Annotated in this window: 14 protein-coding genes; 2 read left to right on the top strand and 12 right to left on the bottom strand. The window is 73.3% G+C overall.

Going from position 1 to position 14,523, the window contains the following annotated elements; all coding sequences use genetic code 11:
- The first annotated feature begins 220 nt into the window (after positions 1–220).
- Positions 221–5,263 (top strand): GH92 family glycosyl hydrolase, encoded by a 5,043-nt coding sequence (locus LG324_RS03860; protein ID WP_404351966.1) that lies wholly within the window; start codon positions 221–223, stop codon positions 5,261–5,263.
- A gap of 101 nt (positions 5,264–5,364) precedes the next feature.
- Here the strand turns inward: LG324_RS03860 and LG324_RS03855 are convergent, their stop codons facing one another.
- From LG324_RS03855 to LG324_RS03835, 5 genes are all read right to left on the bottom strand, one after another.
- Positions 5,365–5,994: a hypothetical protein gene (locus LG324_RS03855; RefSeq protein ID WP_404351963.1), complete on the bottom strand. Its 630-nt coding sequence runs from the start codon at positions 5,992–5,994 to the stop codon at positions 5,365–5,367.
- Complete coding sequence (folP, locus tag LG324_RS03850; RefSeq protein WP_404351960.1) at positions 5,991–6,881, bottom strand: dihydropteroate synthase; 891 nt, start codon at positions 6,879–6,881, stop codon at positions 5,991–5,993. Before folP ends, LG324_RS03855 begins: the two co-directional genes overlap by 4 nt.
- Complete coding sequence (locus tag LG324_RS03845; RefSeq protein WP_404351957.1) at positions 6,878–7,831, bottom strand: glucosyl-3-phosphoglycerate synthase; 954 nt, start codon at positions 7,829–7,831, stop codon at positions 6,878–6,880. Before LG324_RS03845 ends, folP begins: the two co-directional genes overlap by 4 nt.
- Positions 7,831–8,328 carry a DoxX family protein gene (locus tag LG324_RS03840; RefSeq protein WP_030526962.1) on the bottom strand — a complete coding sequence of 166 codons (498 nt, stop codon included), beginning with the start codon at positions 8,326–8,328 and terminating at the stop codon, positions 7,831–7,833. The genes LG324_RS03845 and LG324_RS03840 overlap by 1 nt, the downstream gene beginning before the upstream one ends.
- Positions 8,329–8,429: 101 nt before the next feature.
- On the bottom strand, positions 8,430–8,711 hold the full coding sequence (locus tag LG324_RS03835; protein ID WP_030526963.1) for a DUF427 domain-containing protein: 282 nt from the start codon (positions 8,709–8,711) through the stop codon (positions 8,430–8,432).
- Positions 8,712–8,837: 126 nt separating this feature from the next.
- On the opposite strand from LG324_RS03835, the gene LG324_RS03830 reads away from it, so the two are divergent.
- Positions 8,838–9,617 carry an isocitrate lyase/phosphoenolpyruvate mutase family protein gene (locus LG324_RS03830; protein ID WP_404351953.1) on the top strand — a complete coding sequence of 260 codons (780 nt, stop codon included), beginning with the start codon at positions 8,838–8,840 and terminating at the stop codon, positions 9,615–9,617.
- An 18-nt stretch (positions 9,618–9,635) separates the two neighbouring features.
- Here LG324_RS03830 and LG324_RS03825 read toward each other — a convergent pair whose 3' ends face one another.
- The 7 genes from LG324_RS03825 to LG324_RS03795 all read right to left on the bottom strand — a co-directional run bounded on the left by LG324_RS03825 (position 9,636) and on the right by LG324_RS03795 (position 14,499).
- Positions 9,636–9,935, bottom strand: coding sequence for a putative quinol monooxygenase (locus LG324_RS03825; RefSeq protein ID WP_030526965.1), 300 nt, complete (start codon positions 9,933–9,935; stop codon positions 9,636–9,638).
- A 76-nt stretch (positions 9,936–10,011) separates the two neighbouring features.
- A complete protein-coding gene (locus LG324_RS03820) occupies positions 10,012–10,503 on the bottom strand; it encodes a polyketide cyclase (protein ID WP_030526966.1) in 492 nt (163 codons plus the stop codon).
- A 111-nt stretch (positions 10,504–10,614) separates the two neighbouring features.
- Entirely contained in the window at positions 10,615–10,944 is a 330-nt protein-coding gene (locus LG324_RS03815; protein ID WP_030526967.1) for a putative quinol monooxygenase, read from the bottom strand.
- A 107-nt stretch (positions 10,945–11,051) separates the two neighbouring features.
- Positions 11,052–11,558, bottom strand: a complete 507-nt coding sequence (locus LG324_RS03810) for a DUF1097 domain-containing protein (RefSeq protein WP_404351949.1) — start codon at positions 11,556–11,558, stop codon at positions 11,052–11,054.
- A 44-nt stretch (positions 11,559–11,602) separates the two neighbouring features.
- On the bottom strand, positions 11,603–12,637 hold the full coding sequence (locus LG324_RS03805; protein ID WP_211250965.1) for an NAD(P)-dependent alcohol dehydrogenase: 1,035 nt from the start codon (positions 12,635–12,637) through the stop codon (positions 11,603–11,605).
- 3 nt (positions 12,638–12,640) lie between these two features.
- A complete protein-coding gene (locus tag LG324_RS03800; protein WP_404351946.1) occupies positions 12,641–13,456 on the bottom strand; it encodes an iron-sulfur cluster assembly protein in 816 nt (271 codons plus the stop codon).
- Positions 13,456–14,499 (bottom strand): amidohydrolase family protein, encoded by a 1,044-nt coding sequence (locus tag LG324_RS03795; protein ID WP_404351943.1) that lies wholly within the window; start codon positions 14,497–14,499, stop codon positions 13,456–13,458. The genes LG324_RS03800 and LG324_RS03795 overlap by 1 nt, the downstream gene beginning before the upstream one ends.
- Positions 14,500–14,523: the final 24 nt, after the last annotated feature.

Genomic DNA, 14,523 nt, shown 5'->3' with positions numbered 1-14,523 from the left:
GCGGGCGCGACGTCCTCCCCGCCCGACACCCCGTTGTCCGGTCGGATGTCCTGACCGGACAAGCCCGCGTCCCGGCTTGCCGGCCGCCGCGCCCCCACCGAGGCTCGCCGCACCGGTGGGCAGCGACGCCCCCTCGACGGCCTCACCTGCCGCGTCGTCGCCGCCCCGGACAGCCGGCACGACGCCCGACGCGGGCGAGCACGGAGGACCGATGGGTGTCATGACGAGGTTCCGCGCGGGGGCCACCGTCCTCGCGGTCGCGGCCGCCACGGTGTCGGGAGCGGCGCTGCCGAGCGCTGCTGCCCCGGCGCCGGGCGACTTCTCGACCTCCTTCGAGGAGGGCCAGCCGCAGCCGGCCGACTCGAGCGTCGAGCAGGGGCCGAAGGGCCCGCTCCAGCAGAACGTCACCGGCACGGCGTCGACCGACGGCAGCCTCCTCGGCCAGGTCACCGACGTGACGGCCGGCGCCGAGAACGCCCCGAACGAGGCCGCCTCGAGCCTCGCGGACGCCAACCCCGACACCAAGTGGCTCGCCTTCGAGCCCTCCGGCTGGGTCCGCTACGAGCTCGCGAAGCCGGCGACCGTCGTGAAGTGGTCGATGACCTCGGCCAACGACTCCCCCGAGCGCGACCCGAAGGACGTCACCCTCCAGGGCTCCGCCGACGGCACGACGTGGACCGACCTCGACCGCGAGACCGGCCTCGACTTCCCGCAGCGCTTCGCGACCCTCGACTTCGAGGTCGACGCCCCCGCCGAGTACCGCTTCTACCGGCTCGACGTGACGGCCAACCACTCCGGCGGGCTCGTGCAGCTCGCAGACTGGGACATCAGCGACGGCACGACCGGCCCGGGCACCGTCTCGCCGATGGTGACGCGCACCGGCCCCGGCCCGATCTCCGGCTTCAACATCAAGCCGCTCGTCGGCTGGACCGGCGTCAAGGCCCTGCGCTACTCCGGCGGCCACACCGCGGCCGGCCGGGGCTACGCCTGGAACCGGCTGTTCGACGTCGACGTCCCCGTCGGGCACGCCAGCCGCCTCACGTACAAGATCTTCCCGGACATGGTGAGCGGCGACCTGACCTACCCGTCGACGTACACGGCCGTCGACCTGCGCTTCACCGACGGCACCTTCCTCTCGGACCTGCGGGCCACCGACGCCCACGGCACCGAGGCGAGCCCGAGCGGCCAGGGACGCGGCAAGATCCTCTACGCCAACCAGTGGAACGCCGTGACGGTCGAGCTCGGCCGGGTGGCCGCCGGGCGCACGGTCGACGCGATCCTCCTCGGTTACGACAACCCGACGGCGGCAGCCGACACCCGCTTCGGCGGCTGGCTGGACGACGTGAGCATCGAGGAGAAGCCCGCCGTCGTCGACGGCCGCGACCTGACCAACTTCGTCGACGTCCGACGCGGCACCAACGCCTCGGGCAGCTTCTCACGCGGCAACAACCTGCCGATCAGCGCGCTGCCCAACGGGTTCACGTTCCTCACGCCGGTCACCGACGCGACCTCCCAGTCGTGGCAGTACTACTACCAGTCGGCCAACGACGAGCAGAACCGCCCTGTCCTGCAGGGCCTCGCGGTCTCGCACGAGCCGAGCCCGTGGATGGGTGACCGCAACCAGCTGTCGGTCATGCCGTCGACCGCGTCCGGCACGCCCACCGGGGACGCCGACGCCCGGGGCCTGGCCTTCGACCACGCGACCGAGATCGCGCACCCCGACTACTACCGGGCGGTGCTCGAGGACGGCACCGTCGCCGAGCAGACGCCGGCCGACCACGGTGGCGTCTTCCGCTTCACCTTCCCGAAGGACACGGCCACCGGCCACCTCGTCCTCGACACCGTCAATGACGACGGGGAGTTCACCGTGCAGGCCGGCACGAACACGGTGACCGGCTGGGTCGACAACGGCAGCGGCCTCTCGGCCGGCCGCAGCCGGATGTTCGTCTACGGCACGTTCTCGCGGAAGCCGACCGGCGCCGGCACCGCTCCCGACGGGCACGACGGCACGCGCTACGCCACCTTCGACACGAGCACCGACCGCGCCGTGACGCTGCGTCTCGCGACCTCGTTCATCTCGCTCGACCAGGCCAAGCACAACCACGCGCTCGAGCTGGCTGGGCGTGGCTTCGACCGCGTCCGCCAGGCCGCCAACGCCGCGTGGAACGCGCGGCTCGGGGTCGTCGAGGTCGAGGGCGCGAACGACACCGACCGCTCGACGCTGTACTCGAACCTCTACCGGCTCAACCTCTACCCCAACAGCCAGTTCGAGAACACCGGGACGGCCCGCTCGCCGAAGTACGCCTACGCGAGCCCGGTGTCGCCGAAGGACGGTGACGCCACCGCGACCCGCACCAACGCGAAGGTCGTCAAGGGCAAGATCTACGTCAACAACGGCTTCTGGGACACCTACCGGACGGTGTGGCCGGCCTACAGCCTCCTCTACCCGGAGGTCGCCGCCGAGCTGGCCGACGGCTTCGTCCAGCAGTACCGGGACGGCGGATGGGTCGCGCGCTGGTCCTCGCCGGGCTATGCCGACCTGATGACCGGCACGAGCTCGGACGTGGCGTTCGCCGACGCCTACGTCAAGGGCGTCGACCTGCCCGACCCGCTCGCGGCCTACGACGCCGCCGTGCGCAACGCCACGGTGCTGCCGACCTCGAGCGCGGTCGGCCGCAAGGGCATCGACACCTCGACCTTCAAGGGCTACACGAGCAACGCCACGCACGAGTCGGTGTCGTGGGGGCTCGAGGGCTTCGTCAACGACTACGGCATCGGCCAGATGGCGAAGAAGCTGGCGACGGACCGCCGGACCCCGAAGGACCGACGGGCCCAGCTGCGCGAGGAGTCGGCGTACTTCCTCGAGCGGGCGACCCATTACGTCAACAGCTTCGACCGCGAGACCGGCTTCTTCCGCGGCCGCGCGGCGGACGGCGACTTCCCGGACGCGGCGTCCTTCGACCCGGAGGACTGGGGGGGCGACTTCACCGAGACCAACGGGTGGAACTTCGCCTTCCACGCACCGCAGGACGGCGTCGGCCTGGCCCACCTCTACGGCGGACGGGACGGCCTCGCGAAGAAGCTCGACGAGTTCTTCGCGACTCCGGAGACCGCGACGAAGCCCGGCGGCTACGGCGGGGTCATCCACGAGATGCTCGAGGCCCGCGACGTCCGGATGGGGATGCTCGGTCAGAGCAACCAGGTCTCGCACCACATCCCGTACATGTACGACTGGACGGGCCAGCAGTGGAAGACGGCCGAAAAGGTCCGCGAGATCATGCGGCGTCTCTACGTGGGCGGCGAGATCGGGCAGGGCTACCCCGGCGACGAGGACAACGGCGAGATGTCGGCGTGGTACCTGCTCTCGTCCCTCGGCATCTACCCGCTGCAGGTCGGGTCGTCGCAGTGGGCCATCGGCTCACCGAAGTTCACGAAGACGACCGTCCACCGCACGCAGGGTGACCTCGTCGTCGAGGCGCCCGGCAACTCGGAGCGGGCGATCTACGTCCAGGGCGTGAGCATCGACGGCAAGCGCCAGTCGGGCGTGTCGATCGACCAGTCGCAGCTGGCCGGCCGCACGACCGTCCGGTTCGCGATGGGGACGCGCCCCTCGTCGTTCGGCTCGCGGCCGCAGGACCTGCCGCCGTCGCTGACGAAGGGCACGGACGCGCCGAACCCGCTGCGTGACGCCACCGGCGCCGGACGTGGCTCGGCCACGGCCACCGGTCTCGCGGACGGCAGCAGCGCCAAGGCGCTGTTCGACGACACCTCGCGCACCGCCGCGACGTTCACGACCAGGCGACTGACGGTGTCGTACACGCTCTCCGGCCCCGGGCAGCGCGCCACCTGGTACACGCTCACCTCCGGTCCCGAGAAGGGCGACCCGACGGCCTGGCGGCTCGAGGGTTCGAAGGACGGCAAGCACTGGAAGACCCTCGACCGGCGCTCCGGCGAGAGCTTCCCGTGGCGGGTGCAGACCCGGCCGTTCGAGATCCGCCACCCCGGCGCGTACGCGAGCTACCGGCTCGTCGTCACGGCGGCCGACGGCGCGGTCAACCTCTCGGAGGTCGAGCTGCTGACCGACGGCTCCAAGGCGGCGCGGGGCCCCCTGTCGGTCACCGGCGCCGACGCGGCGGAGACCTCCGTCGGCCGCGAGTGGTCGGGCACGCTGGCGACCTTCGCCGGTGGGCGCGGCGGTCAGGAGACGGCGCCGACGGTGACGGTCGACTGGGGTGACGGCACCTCGTCCCCCGGCCGTGTCAAGGTCGGCGACCTCGGGACCTCGACGGTCAGCGGGTCGCACACGTGGACCGAGCCGGGCTTCTACCAGCCGCGGGTCACCGTGACGTCCGGCAAGGAGTCCGCGAGCGGGCTGGCCGCCGTGACCGTGCACCAGGCCGTCGTCCCGTCGTACGCGAAGGGCTTCGACCTGCAGTGCATCGGTGACGTCGGCACGGCCGTCCCCTGTGACGGCGGCCGGTCCGGCATCGCCCGTCAGGCCCTGGCCGACGAGGGCGTCGTCCCCGGGCGGGTGCAGACCGTCCCGGGCACCGACCTGCGCTGGTCGCTGCCGGCCGTGCCGGCGGGTGAGCCCGACAGCGCGTCGGGCGCCGGGCAGACCCTCGACGTCACCCTGGCGCCGGGTGCGACGCGGATGTCGCTCATCGGCACCGCGACGCAGAAGGACCAGGACACCACCGCCACGGTGACGTTCGACGACGGCTCGACCGCGGACTACCCGCTGCAGTACGGCGACTGGTGCGGCTCGGCGAAGTTCGGCAACACCGTGGCCGTCGAGCTGGCCTACCGGACGAACGGGACCGGGACGGACCCGTGCCGCCTCAAGCTGTTCGCCACGGCGCCGCTCGAGGTGCCGTCCGGCCGGTCCGTGGTGTCGGTGACGATGCCCGAGCAGACCGGCGACCCGCAGACGGCCGGACGCGTCCACGTGTTCGCCGTCGCCGACGACGGTGCCCCCGTCGCCCTCGACGCGGCCGGGGCGACGACCGCCCGGCGCGGCAGCGCGACGACGGTGCCGCTCGGCACGGTGTCGGGCGGCGTGCCCGGCGAGGCCTACGCGGCTCGCGTGCAGTGGGGCGACGGCAGCGTGACCGAGGACGCGACGCTCGCTGCGGGCTCCGACGGTGCCGTGCGCCTCTCGGGGCGGCACACCTGGGCCGCGGCCGGCGCCTACACCGTGACGGTCCTCGCGGGCGACACCCGCTCGGACGTCGTCGGCACGCTGGTGGTCACCGTCCGCTGAGCGCGTCCGTCGCCGGCTCGACGCACGAGCTCGTTCGCGAGACCCCGGTTCCGAACCGGGGTCTCGTGGACATTTCGGGGTCACCCCGAAATGTGGAGGCGCTAGGGGAGGGTGAGGCGGGCGACGACGTGGAGGACGCCGAACGGGTCCTCGGTGTGCAGTGCCTCACAGCGTGCGCGAACCGTCCCGTCGACCCTGCCGAGGACACCGGCGGCCACCTGGAGCGGGGCGCGGCCGTGCACGAGGAGGTCGGCGCACAGCGCGGGGTCGAGCGCCAGCAGCGCCTCGGCGTCGGCCGCGCGCAGCGCCGCGACGAGCACCTCGTCGACGGCGAACGCCCGTTCGTCGAGGTGCCCGGGGGCCTTCTCGCCGCGGCGCGCGCTGCCGTCGGCCACGACGACGACCGAGGCCTCCGGATGCGACGCCGCCAGGGCCTGCCCCGCCGCCACGCAGCGGTCGACGGGCGCGTCCCACGGCACGACGACGACCTCGGCGACGGAAAGACCGGCCAGGCCGGCGAGGTGCCGGCCGACGCGCTCCCCGAGCGGCGGCCGGGTGCCGCGCTGCTCGCGGTCGGTGGCGACGACGAGGACGACGGACCCGGCGTCCGGGACGGCGGCGGTGAGCGCCTCGACGGCGCACGACCGCAGGTCGGCCACGGCGTCGGTGCGCCCGGTGTACTCGGGCAGCAGCATCGGCGCGCTGGGGACGACGACGACCGAGCGCCTCACGCGAGCCCCCTGACGGTACGGGCCGGCCGCAGGTCGCCGGCGACGACGGACACCATGTCGAGCACCTGACGCGTCTCGACGACCTCGTGCACGCGGTAGACCTGGGCCCCGAGCCACGCGCAGAGCGCCGTCGCGGCGAGCGTGCCGGTCAGCCGCTCACCCACGGGCAGGTCGAGCGACTCACCCACGAAGTCCTTGTTGGACAGCGAGACCAGCGTCGGCCAGCCGAGCGACGTCAGCTCGTCGAGCCGCCGGGTCACCTCGAGCGAGTGCCACGTGTTCTTCCCGAAGTCGTGCGCCGGGTCGATGATGACCCGCTCGCGCTCCACGCCCATCGACACCGCGCGCTCGGCCTGGCGCAGCAGCGACGACCGCGCGTCGGCCACGACGTCGTCGTACTCGATGCGGTGCGGCCGGGTCCGCGGCGTCACGCCGCCGGTGTGCGTGCAGACCAGCGAAGCACCGAACTCAGCTGCCACGGTGGGCAGCTCGGGATCAGCCCCGCCCCACGCGTCGTTGATGAGGTCGGCGCCGACCCCGCAGACGGCGCGGGCGACCTCGCTGCGCCAGGTGTCGACGCTGATGACGAGGTCGGGGTACTCGCCGCGGACGCGCTCGACGAAGCCGACCACCCGACGCTTCTCCTCGGCGGCGTCGATCTCGACCCCGGGTGCGGCCTTGATGCCGCCGATGTCGACGATGTCGGCGCCCTGCTCGGCGACCATCCGGACGCGGTCCAGGGCAGCGTCCTCGGCCCAGCTGATGCCCTTGTCGTAGAACGAGTCCGGCGTGCGGTTGACGATCGCCATCACCAGGCGCGCCGAGGCGGGGTACTCGTACCGACCCAGCCGGAGCACCGCCCCACGTCCCGCAGCGGACCCGCTCATCGCACCGTCTCCGTCCTCGTGGCGTAGCCCTCGACCGTCACGGCCGGCGGCCGCTCGGCGAGGTCGACCTCGCGGGGCCGCGGCGTGAAGCCCTCGGCCGTCCGCTCGTACTGCGTCAGGGTGGCGCAGCCGTCCGCGACGCCGGCCGCCGCCTCGACGCCCCGACCGAGCCGGGCCTCGACCGCGGCCAGCACCTGGACGGCCATCGGACCGAGCGTGTCGTGGCGGTGGTGCCGGTGCGTGCGACGGCCGAGGTCGACCTGCGCCACGGCGTCCGCCCCGAGGAGGGCGGCGGTGTCGACGAGCGCCGCAATCTCGACCCCGTAGCCGACCGGCACCGAGAACCGCTCGAAGGCGGAGCGCCGCACCGCCCACTCGCCGGCCAGCGGCTGGACGAGCCCCGCGAGCTCCGGGTGGTGCAGCGCGAGGAGCGGCCGGGCGACGAGCTCGGTCACGCGACCGCCCGTCTCGGCCTCCCGGCCCTCGGCGTCGAGGAGCGGCCGGTCGTAGACGGCCTTGACGAGGGCGACCCCCGGGTCGGTGAGCAGCGGGCCGAGCAGGCCGCTCACGAAGTGCGTCCTCCACTCGACGAGGTCGGCGTCGAGGAAGACGAGCACGTCGCCGCTGGTGACGTGGAGCGCCTTCCACAGCGCCTCGCCCTTGCCGCGGGCCGGCCCGAGCCCGGGCAGGACCTCGGCGGCCGCGTGCACGGTGGCGCCGGCGGCGCGCGCGACCTCGGCGGTGCGGTCGGTGGAGTCGGAGTCGATGACGACGAGCTCGTCGAGGAGCGGCACGTCCTCCACCCACGCCCGGCGCACCCCGGCCACGACGTCGCCGACGGTCGCCTCCTCGTCTCGCGCGGGGATCACCACCGAGACGGTCGTGGCGCCCTTGGCGGCGAGCAGGTCGGGGACCGACGGCCCGGGGCCGCTCACGGTGCGGACCGGCATCAGGCCCCGCCGGGGGTGGGACGACGGAAGACGGCGAGCAGGCCACCGGCCGCGAGCAGACCACCGACGGCCGCGGCCAGGCCCCACCACGCGCCGGCGAGGTCGAGCCCCGCGGCGGCGTCGACGGACCAGCCGCCCGGGCCCACGACCGCGAGCGCGACGGCGGCCATCGCGACGAGGAGCACGTACTCCCAACCGCCCTTGAAGACGAAGTAGCCCTTGCCGCGGTGGTCGGTCAGGGCGGCGACGGCCATGAGCCCGACGAAGGCCATGGCGGCGAGACCGGTGAGCAGGCCGAGGGTCACGAGCACGCCGGCGACGATCTCGGTGCCGGCGGCGAGCCGCGCGTGCAGCCACCCCGGGCGCAGGCCGAGCGACTCGAACCATCCGGCCGTGCCGGACAGCCCACCGCCGCCCCACACCTTGTTCACGCCGTGGAGGACGAGCATCGGCCCGAGGGCGAGCCGCAGCACGAGCATCCCGAGGTCGAGGTCCATCCCGCTCCCGTCAGTCGCCCCGCGCACCGGCGGGGTGGCCCGGCGAGCCCGGGCCGTGGCCCGGTCGGGCCGCCATCACTCTAGGTCTCGGCGCCGGTCGGTCAGGCGGTGACCTCGACGCCCTTCCAGAAGGCGTAGCGGCCGGTGATCTCGCGGGCGGCGTCCTTCGGCTCCGGGTAGTACCAGGCGGCGTCGGCGTTGACCGTGCCGTCGACCTCGAGGCTCTTGTAGCTCGCGGTTCCCTTCCACGGGCAGACCGTCGTCGTGCCCGAGGGGCGCATCAGGTCCTCGCGGACCGACTCGGCGGGGAAGTAGTGGTTGCCCTCGACGACGACGGTGTCGTCGCTCTCGGCGACGACGGTCCCGTTCCAGATGGCCTTCATGTCCGCTCCTTCGCGTGGGTCTGCGGCCGGGCGCTCCCGGTCAGGGGCGGAAACACCCGACGGGCTGGCCCTCTTCCCGGGCGGCGAGCGCTTGTCGAAGCCTGTGCCCCGGGTGAGGATGGGCCGGTGACCGACACCGCCGCCCGCGCCACCCACCTCCTCGAGCTGCACCGCGCCCCGGAGCTGCTCACCGTCGTCAACGTCTGGGACGTCGTCTCGACCACCGTCGTGGCGGACGTGCCCGGCACGCGGGCCATCGCCACGGCATCGCACTCGATCGCCGCGATGCTCGGCTACGAGGACGGCGAGAACATCCCGGTCGACGAGATGCTGGCCGCCGTCGAGCGCATCGTGCGTGCCACCGACCTGCCGGTCACGGCCGACCTCGAGTCCGGGTACGGCGACCCGGCCGGCACGGTCGCCCGCGCGGTGGACCTCGGCGTCGTCGGGGCGAACCTCGAGGACGGGATGCGCCCGCTCGCCGACTCCGTCCGGGCCGTCGAGGCCGCGATGGGCGCCGCCCGTGACGCCGGCGTGCCGGACTTCTGCCTCAACGCCCGCACCGACGCGTTCGTCAAGGCCGAGGGGCGCAGCCCGCAGGAGTGCCTCGACGCGGCCATCGAGCGCGGCCGGAGCTACCTCGACGCCGGCGCCCCGCTGGTGTTCGTCCCCCGGGCCACCGAGCGCGCGCACGTCGAGGCGCTGGTCGAGGCGTTCGGCCCGAAGCGCCTGACCCTCATCGGCGTGCCGGGCACCCTCCCCCTGGCCGAGCTCGAGCAGCTCGGGGTCGCCCGCGTCTCGTACGGGCCGTGGTCGCAGCGGGTGGCGCTCACCGCCCTGCAGCAGCTCGTCGAGGGCGTGCACGAGGGCCGCGGCCTGCCCGAGGGCACCCGACCGCTCAACTGACCCCCGGGTCGGCGTCGGTCAGCCGGCGTCGACCGGCACGAGCGGGTGGATGGCGATGTCGCCGGCCAGCGCGCCCTGCGCGGCCCCCATCGCCGCGGCGATGTGCGGCGAGGCCATGTGCGCGTCGAGCGCCTCCTGCCCGGTCCAGCGCTCGACGGTGACGAAGACGCCCGGGGCGGAGGCCGACTCGTAGAGGTCGTACGCGAGGCAGCCCTCCTCCTGCCGGGTGGCCTCGACGAGCGTGCGCAGCGCCGCACGGAGCGGCTCGACGTGCTCGGGCGCGGCGGGGATGGTGGCGACGACGTGCAGCTCGGCCATGGGGGTCTCCGTTGCTCGGGGAGCCCCAGCGTAGGGCGCCGGGCGCCGTCCACGGCCGCGGCGAGCGGCCGGCCTCTCAGGACTCGGCGAGGGCCTTCCAGGTGAGCAGCTGACGGCGGGCCATCACGAGGTCGCCGACCGCGACGGCGGGCGCGAGCAGGCGTCCCCGCGCCATGACGAGCTTCAGCAGCAGCCGCGTCGAGGCGTCACCGGTGGGCTCGAGCCGGTAGCTCATGACCGCACCGAGGATGCGCCCGGTCAGCTCGCGCCCGGGTGCGACGGCCACGACCCGGCCCACCGGGCGGCCGGCGGTGCTCGTGAACGGGTCGCCGACCGCGAGCGGCGGGAGGTCGAGCAGCTCCCGGGGCGAGGGGCGCCCGAGGTTGTCGACCCAGTCGTAGGAGTAGGGCGCGACCCGCAGCTGCGTCACCCACGGCCACACCCGCTCGGGCGGAGCGTCCACCGTCACGCCGCGCCAGGCCTGCAGCGCCGGCCGGGGCACGATCGCGTCGCACCCGTAGCGCAAGGCGACCTCGTCGTCCGTCACGCCCCAGCGGTCACCGATCACGGGTCCATCCTCCCGGACGCGCCGGCCAGCGCACGACGAGGGCGCCGGTCTCCCGGAGGGGTGGGAGGCCGGCGCCCGGGGTCGACGGGGCGGGGACGACGGGGTGGTGGCTCAGCCGCGGGGCTGGATCTCGCCCATCGGGCCGAAGCCGTCGACCTCTTCGGCGTCCACGTAGATGATCTGCGGCTGCGCCGAGACGATGTCGGGCATCTCGCGCATGAAGCGCTCGACGTGCGGCTGCGCCATGTGCTCCTTGCCGGCCGCGTCGTCGCGGAAGCCCTCGATGCAGACGAAGGTGCGCGGCTCGTGCACGCTCTCGGAGAACTCGAAGAAGACGTTGCCCGGCTCGGCCGTGACGTGCTCGACGTAGTACCGCGAGAGCTCCTTCCACTCCTCGAGCCGGTCCTCGCGGATCGGGAACTTGACGGTGATGAGGATCAAGGGGCTCTCCTTCTGCCGGGGGGGGTCCGTACCGGCTCCACGGTAGGGGCGCGGCGGTGGTGGCGACCCGTCCGGCCCGCAGCAGCCGGGTCGGACGGGTCGCCGGATCAGAGGGTCGCCGGGGCGGCGGGGGGCTCCGCGGCCGGCGGCCGGGCGGCACCCGAGCGCCCGTCGACGAGCGCCTGGATGCGGGCACCGGCGACCGCCGAGGCCCACCCGAGGACGGCGCCGACGACGACGGCGACGACGGTCGACCAGAAGGACGCCCCGTTGCCGAAGTACGACGCCGCGCCGAAGAACGCGCCGGGGATGAACGACAGGACGAACCAGCCGGCCTGCAGGCACATCGCGGCGGCGATGACCGCGACCGCGACCGCGAGCGCGCCGGGGAACGTGGCGACGCCGGCGAACCAGACGGCCAGCCAGCCGTAGACGACGCCGGACAGCGCCGAGGCGAGGATGCGGACGAACCCGTCCCGGTTGCCGCCGGCGGCGTAGAAGCCGGCCCACACGACGAACGCGATCCAGGTGACCAGGCCCAGCTCGACGCTGACCTGCGTCCAGATGCCCGCGAGGACGCCGATGGACACGGCGACTCCGATGTAGCTCTTCACGACGGACTCCTTCGTCCGGGAGGTGAGGGGGGGGTCGCGCCCGGTCAGGGCACGAGGATGGCGCGGCCGCGGACGGCGCCGTTGTCGAGGTCGGTGACGGCCTGCTGGAAGTCGTCGAGCGCGTACTTCTGCGTGTGCAGCGTGACCAGCCCCTTGGCGGCGAGCGCCATGAGGTCCTGGAGGTCGTTGTACGAGCCGACGAGGTTGCCGATGACGTTCTTCTCGCTCGAGATGAGGTCGATCGTCGGGACGTCGACGTTCTCGCCGTAGCCGACGACGTGGTAGTCGCCGGCCTGCCGGGTCATCGCGAGGCCCTCGGCCGTCGAGCCGTTCTCCCCGACGAAGTCGACGACCACCTCGGCCCCGTGGCCACCGGTGAGGTCGAGCACGGCCTCGACCTGGGTGCCGTCGGCCGCGACCCCCTCGTCCGCCCCGATCGAGCGGGCGAGGTCGAGCGCGGCCGGGATGCGGTCGACGACGACGATCCGCGCCGGCGTCAGGGCCTTGAGGACCTGGATCCCGATGTGTCCCAACCCTCCTGCGCCGATGACGACGCAGGTGTCGCGGGGCGTGAGGCGCCGGGCCGCCTTGGCGGCCGCGTGGTAGGCGGTGAGCCCCGCGTCGGCGAGGGCCGCGACGTCCGACGGCTCGAGCGAGTCGTCGATCCGCACGCAGGAGCGCGCCGAGGTCAGCAGGTACTCGGCGTACCCGCCGTGGGTGTCGATGCCCGGGAACGCGCTGTTCTCGCAGTGCACGTCGTCGCCCGAGCGGCACGCGCGGCACAGGCCGCACGTGACGAGCGGGTGCAGGATCACCTTGTCGCCCTCCGTGACGTTGGTGACCGCCGACCCGACGGCGTGCACCCACCCGGCGTTCTCGTGGCCGATCGTGTACGGCAGCGCGACCTGCGACTTCTCGGCCCACTGCCCCTCGAGGATGTGGAGGTCGGTGCGGCACACGCCCGCCCCGCCGATCCGGACGACGACGTCCCACGGGCCGGTGGCCTCCGGGACGGCCTTCTCCGTCATCTCGAGCTTCTCGTGGTAGCCGACCACCTGGACGGCTCGCATGGTGCTCATGGGTCAGGACTCCTTCGGGGTGGCGTCGGCGACAGCGGTGCCGCTGGTGAGGGGGGTGAGGGGCAGCAGCAGGTGGTGGTCGGCGGGCTCCGCCCCGTCGGGCCGGGGCGCCTGGTCGGCGCCGGAGCCCTCGTAGCGGGTGCGCAGCAGGCCGCGGCAGAAGTGCGCGTTGCCGTCGATGCTGATGCGTGTCGAGCGGGCCCGGCGCAGGAACATCGCCGTGTCGCCGGCCACCGGCGGCCGGCCCTCGTGGTCGACGAGGACCGGCGCGTCGGGCGCGTCGGGCAGCCCGAGCGCCGACCGACGGGACAGCAGCGCGTCGCGCTCCCGGCCGGCCGGCAGGTCGCGCAGGCGCACCGACCCCAGCCCGTCCTCCGCGAGAGTGGAGTCCGCCCGCAGCAGGGCGGTCAGGCAGCGTTCCATGGCGGCGGTGTGGGCCTTGCGGCGGAAGGTGGCCCGCAGCTCCTCCAGGTCCTTCTCGGCCTCGTGCCCGAACGTCCCCCGGTACCCCGCGTCCGCGGCGAGCCCGCGGTTGATGAGGTCGGAGTCGTGGTGGTCGTCGAGCTCGACGACCACCCGCCCGACCCCCGCGAGGCCGGTCAGGGCGTCCTTGCTGTCGGAGGCCATGAGGTAGGCGAAGTTCGGGGAGCAGAACGACGTCGGGAGGCGCAGGTGCACCGTGACGTCGCCACCGTCGACCTCGACGGAGCGGACGAAGCCGAGGTCGGTGATCGGCTCGTCGAGCTCGGGGTCGAGGACGCCGGAGAGCGCGGCGCGGACGTCGGCGTCGGTGACGTCCCGCGTGGCGAGGGCGGTCATCAGACCGTCGCCAGGTCGGCGGCCTCGGGGTCGCGCGGGCCGGTCTCGGGGGCGTCGGCCTCGGGCAGGCGCAGCTCGGCGGGCACGTCGATGCCGTACATCTTCGCGGCGTTGAGGCCGAGGATCTTCTTCTTCTGCGCCGTCGTGACGGGCGCGTACTCGCTCATGTCCTCGGGGATCTGGAAGTCGACGAACTTCTCGACGAGCCACTTCGGCGTCCAGATCGCGTAGTCGCTCGAGAAGAAGATGCGGTCCTCGCCGATCCAGTAGAGGAGCTCGCCCAGGATCTGCGCGAAGTAGCGCGGCCGGGTGTGCATGAACGGCATCGCGACGGCGAGCCCGCCGTAGACGTTCGGCTCCTGGGTGGCGATCCAGCAGAAGTCCTCGAGGCGCGGCAGGCCGACGTGCTCGACGATGAAGTTGAGGTCGGTGAAGTCGGTCGCCACGTGGTCGATGTCGGCGACGTCGAAGGCGTCGCGGTCCAGCGGCCGGATGGTGGGGCCCTTGTGGATGTGGATGTTCGTGACGCCGAGCTCCCGGCAGGCCTCGAGGTAGCGGTAGGCCCACGGGTCGGTGAGCTTCCAGCCGCGCGACTCCCCGTGCCACTCGGCGGTGTAGAGCTTGACCCCGGTGAACTTCATCTTCTCGTGGTCGGCCCGGAGCTGCTCGAGGCCCTGCTCGCCGTTGCGCGGGTCCCAGTTGTGGTTGTACGTCAGCCGGCCGGGGTTCGCGGCGGCGAGCTCGTACGCCTCCTCGGTCTGTCCGAAACCGTTGCGGTAGAACTCGGTCAGGGCTGCCGGCTGGAAGATGGCGTGGTCGACGTAGCCGTCCTCGAAGAGGTCCTTCATGAGGCGCTGACCGCCCTGGTAGAGGTACTCGTCGTAGGTCCACACCTCGCTCTCCGGCGACAGGTTGCGGTGATAGTCGTAGAAGCAGTCGATGAACTGCTTGCCGTGGACGTTGCGCAGGTTCTCCGCCCGCGCGTCCCAGAGCGCGATGTGCGCGTCGACGATGAAGTAGCTCTCGCCGTCCTTGGTGTACATCCCCGATGTCTCCGTTTCCCCACG

Source organism: Phycicoccus jejuensis, from assembly GCF_044797865.1.
GTDB lineage: Bacteria > Actinomycetota > Actinomycetes > Actinomycetales > Dermatophilaceae > Phycicoccus > Phycicoccus jejuensis.
Note: the sequence above shows the minus strand (reverse complement) of the source record. Positions and strands in the feature narration are given on the sequence as shown.

Bases quoted from the DNA above. Each gene is read 5' to 3' on its own strand.
- LG324_RS03840 (WP_030526962.1), bottom strand. From the start codon at position 8,328: ATGGACCTCGACCTCGGGATGCTCGTGCTGCGGCTCGCCCTCGGGCCG.
- LG324_RS03795 (WP_404351943.1), bottom strand. From the start codon at position 14,499: ATGTACACCAAGGACGGCGAGAGCTACTTCATCGTCGACGCGCACATC.
- LG324_RS03800 (WP_404351946.1), bottom strand. From the start codon at position 13,456: ATGACCGCCCTCGCCACGCGGGACGTCACCGACGCCGACGTCCGCGCC.
- LG324_RS03825 (WP_030526965.1), bottom strand. From the start codon at position 9,935: ATGGCCGAGCTGCACGTCGTCGCCACCATCCCCGCCGCGCCCGAGCAC.
- LG324_RS03860 (WP_404351966.1), top strand. From the start codon at position 221: ATGACGAGGTTCCGCGCGGGGGCCACCGTCCTCGCGGTCGCGGCCGCC.
- LG324_RS03835 (WP_030526963.1), bottom strand. From the start codon at position 8,711: ATGAAGGCCATCTGGAACGGGACCGTCGTCGCCGAGAGCGACGACACC.
- folP (WP_404351960.1), bottom strand. From the start codon at position 6,881: ATGAGCGGGTCCGCTGCGGGACGTGGGGCGGTGCTCCGGCTGGGTCGG.
- LG324_RS03845 (WP_404351957.1), bottom strand. From the start codon at position 7,831: ATGCCGGTCCGCACCGTGAGCGGCCCCGGGCCGTCGGTCCCCGACCTG.
- LG324_RS03805 (WP_211250965.1), bottom strand. From the start codon at position 12,637: ATGAGCACCATGCGAGCCGTCCAGGTGGTCGGCTACCACGAGAAGCTC.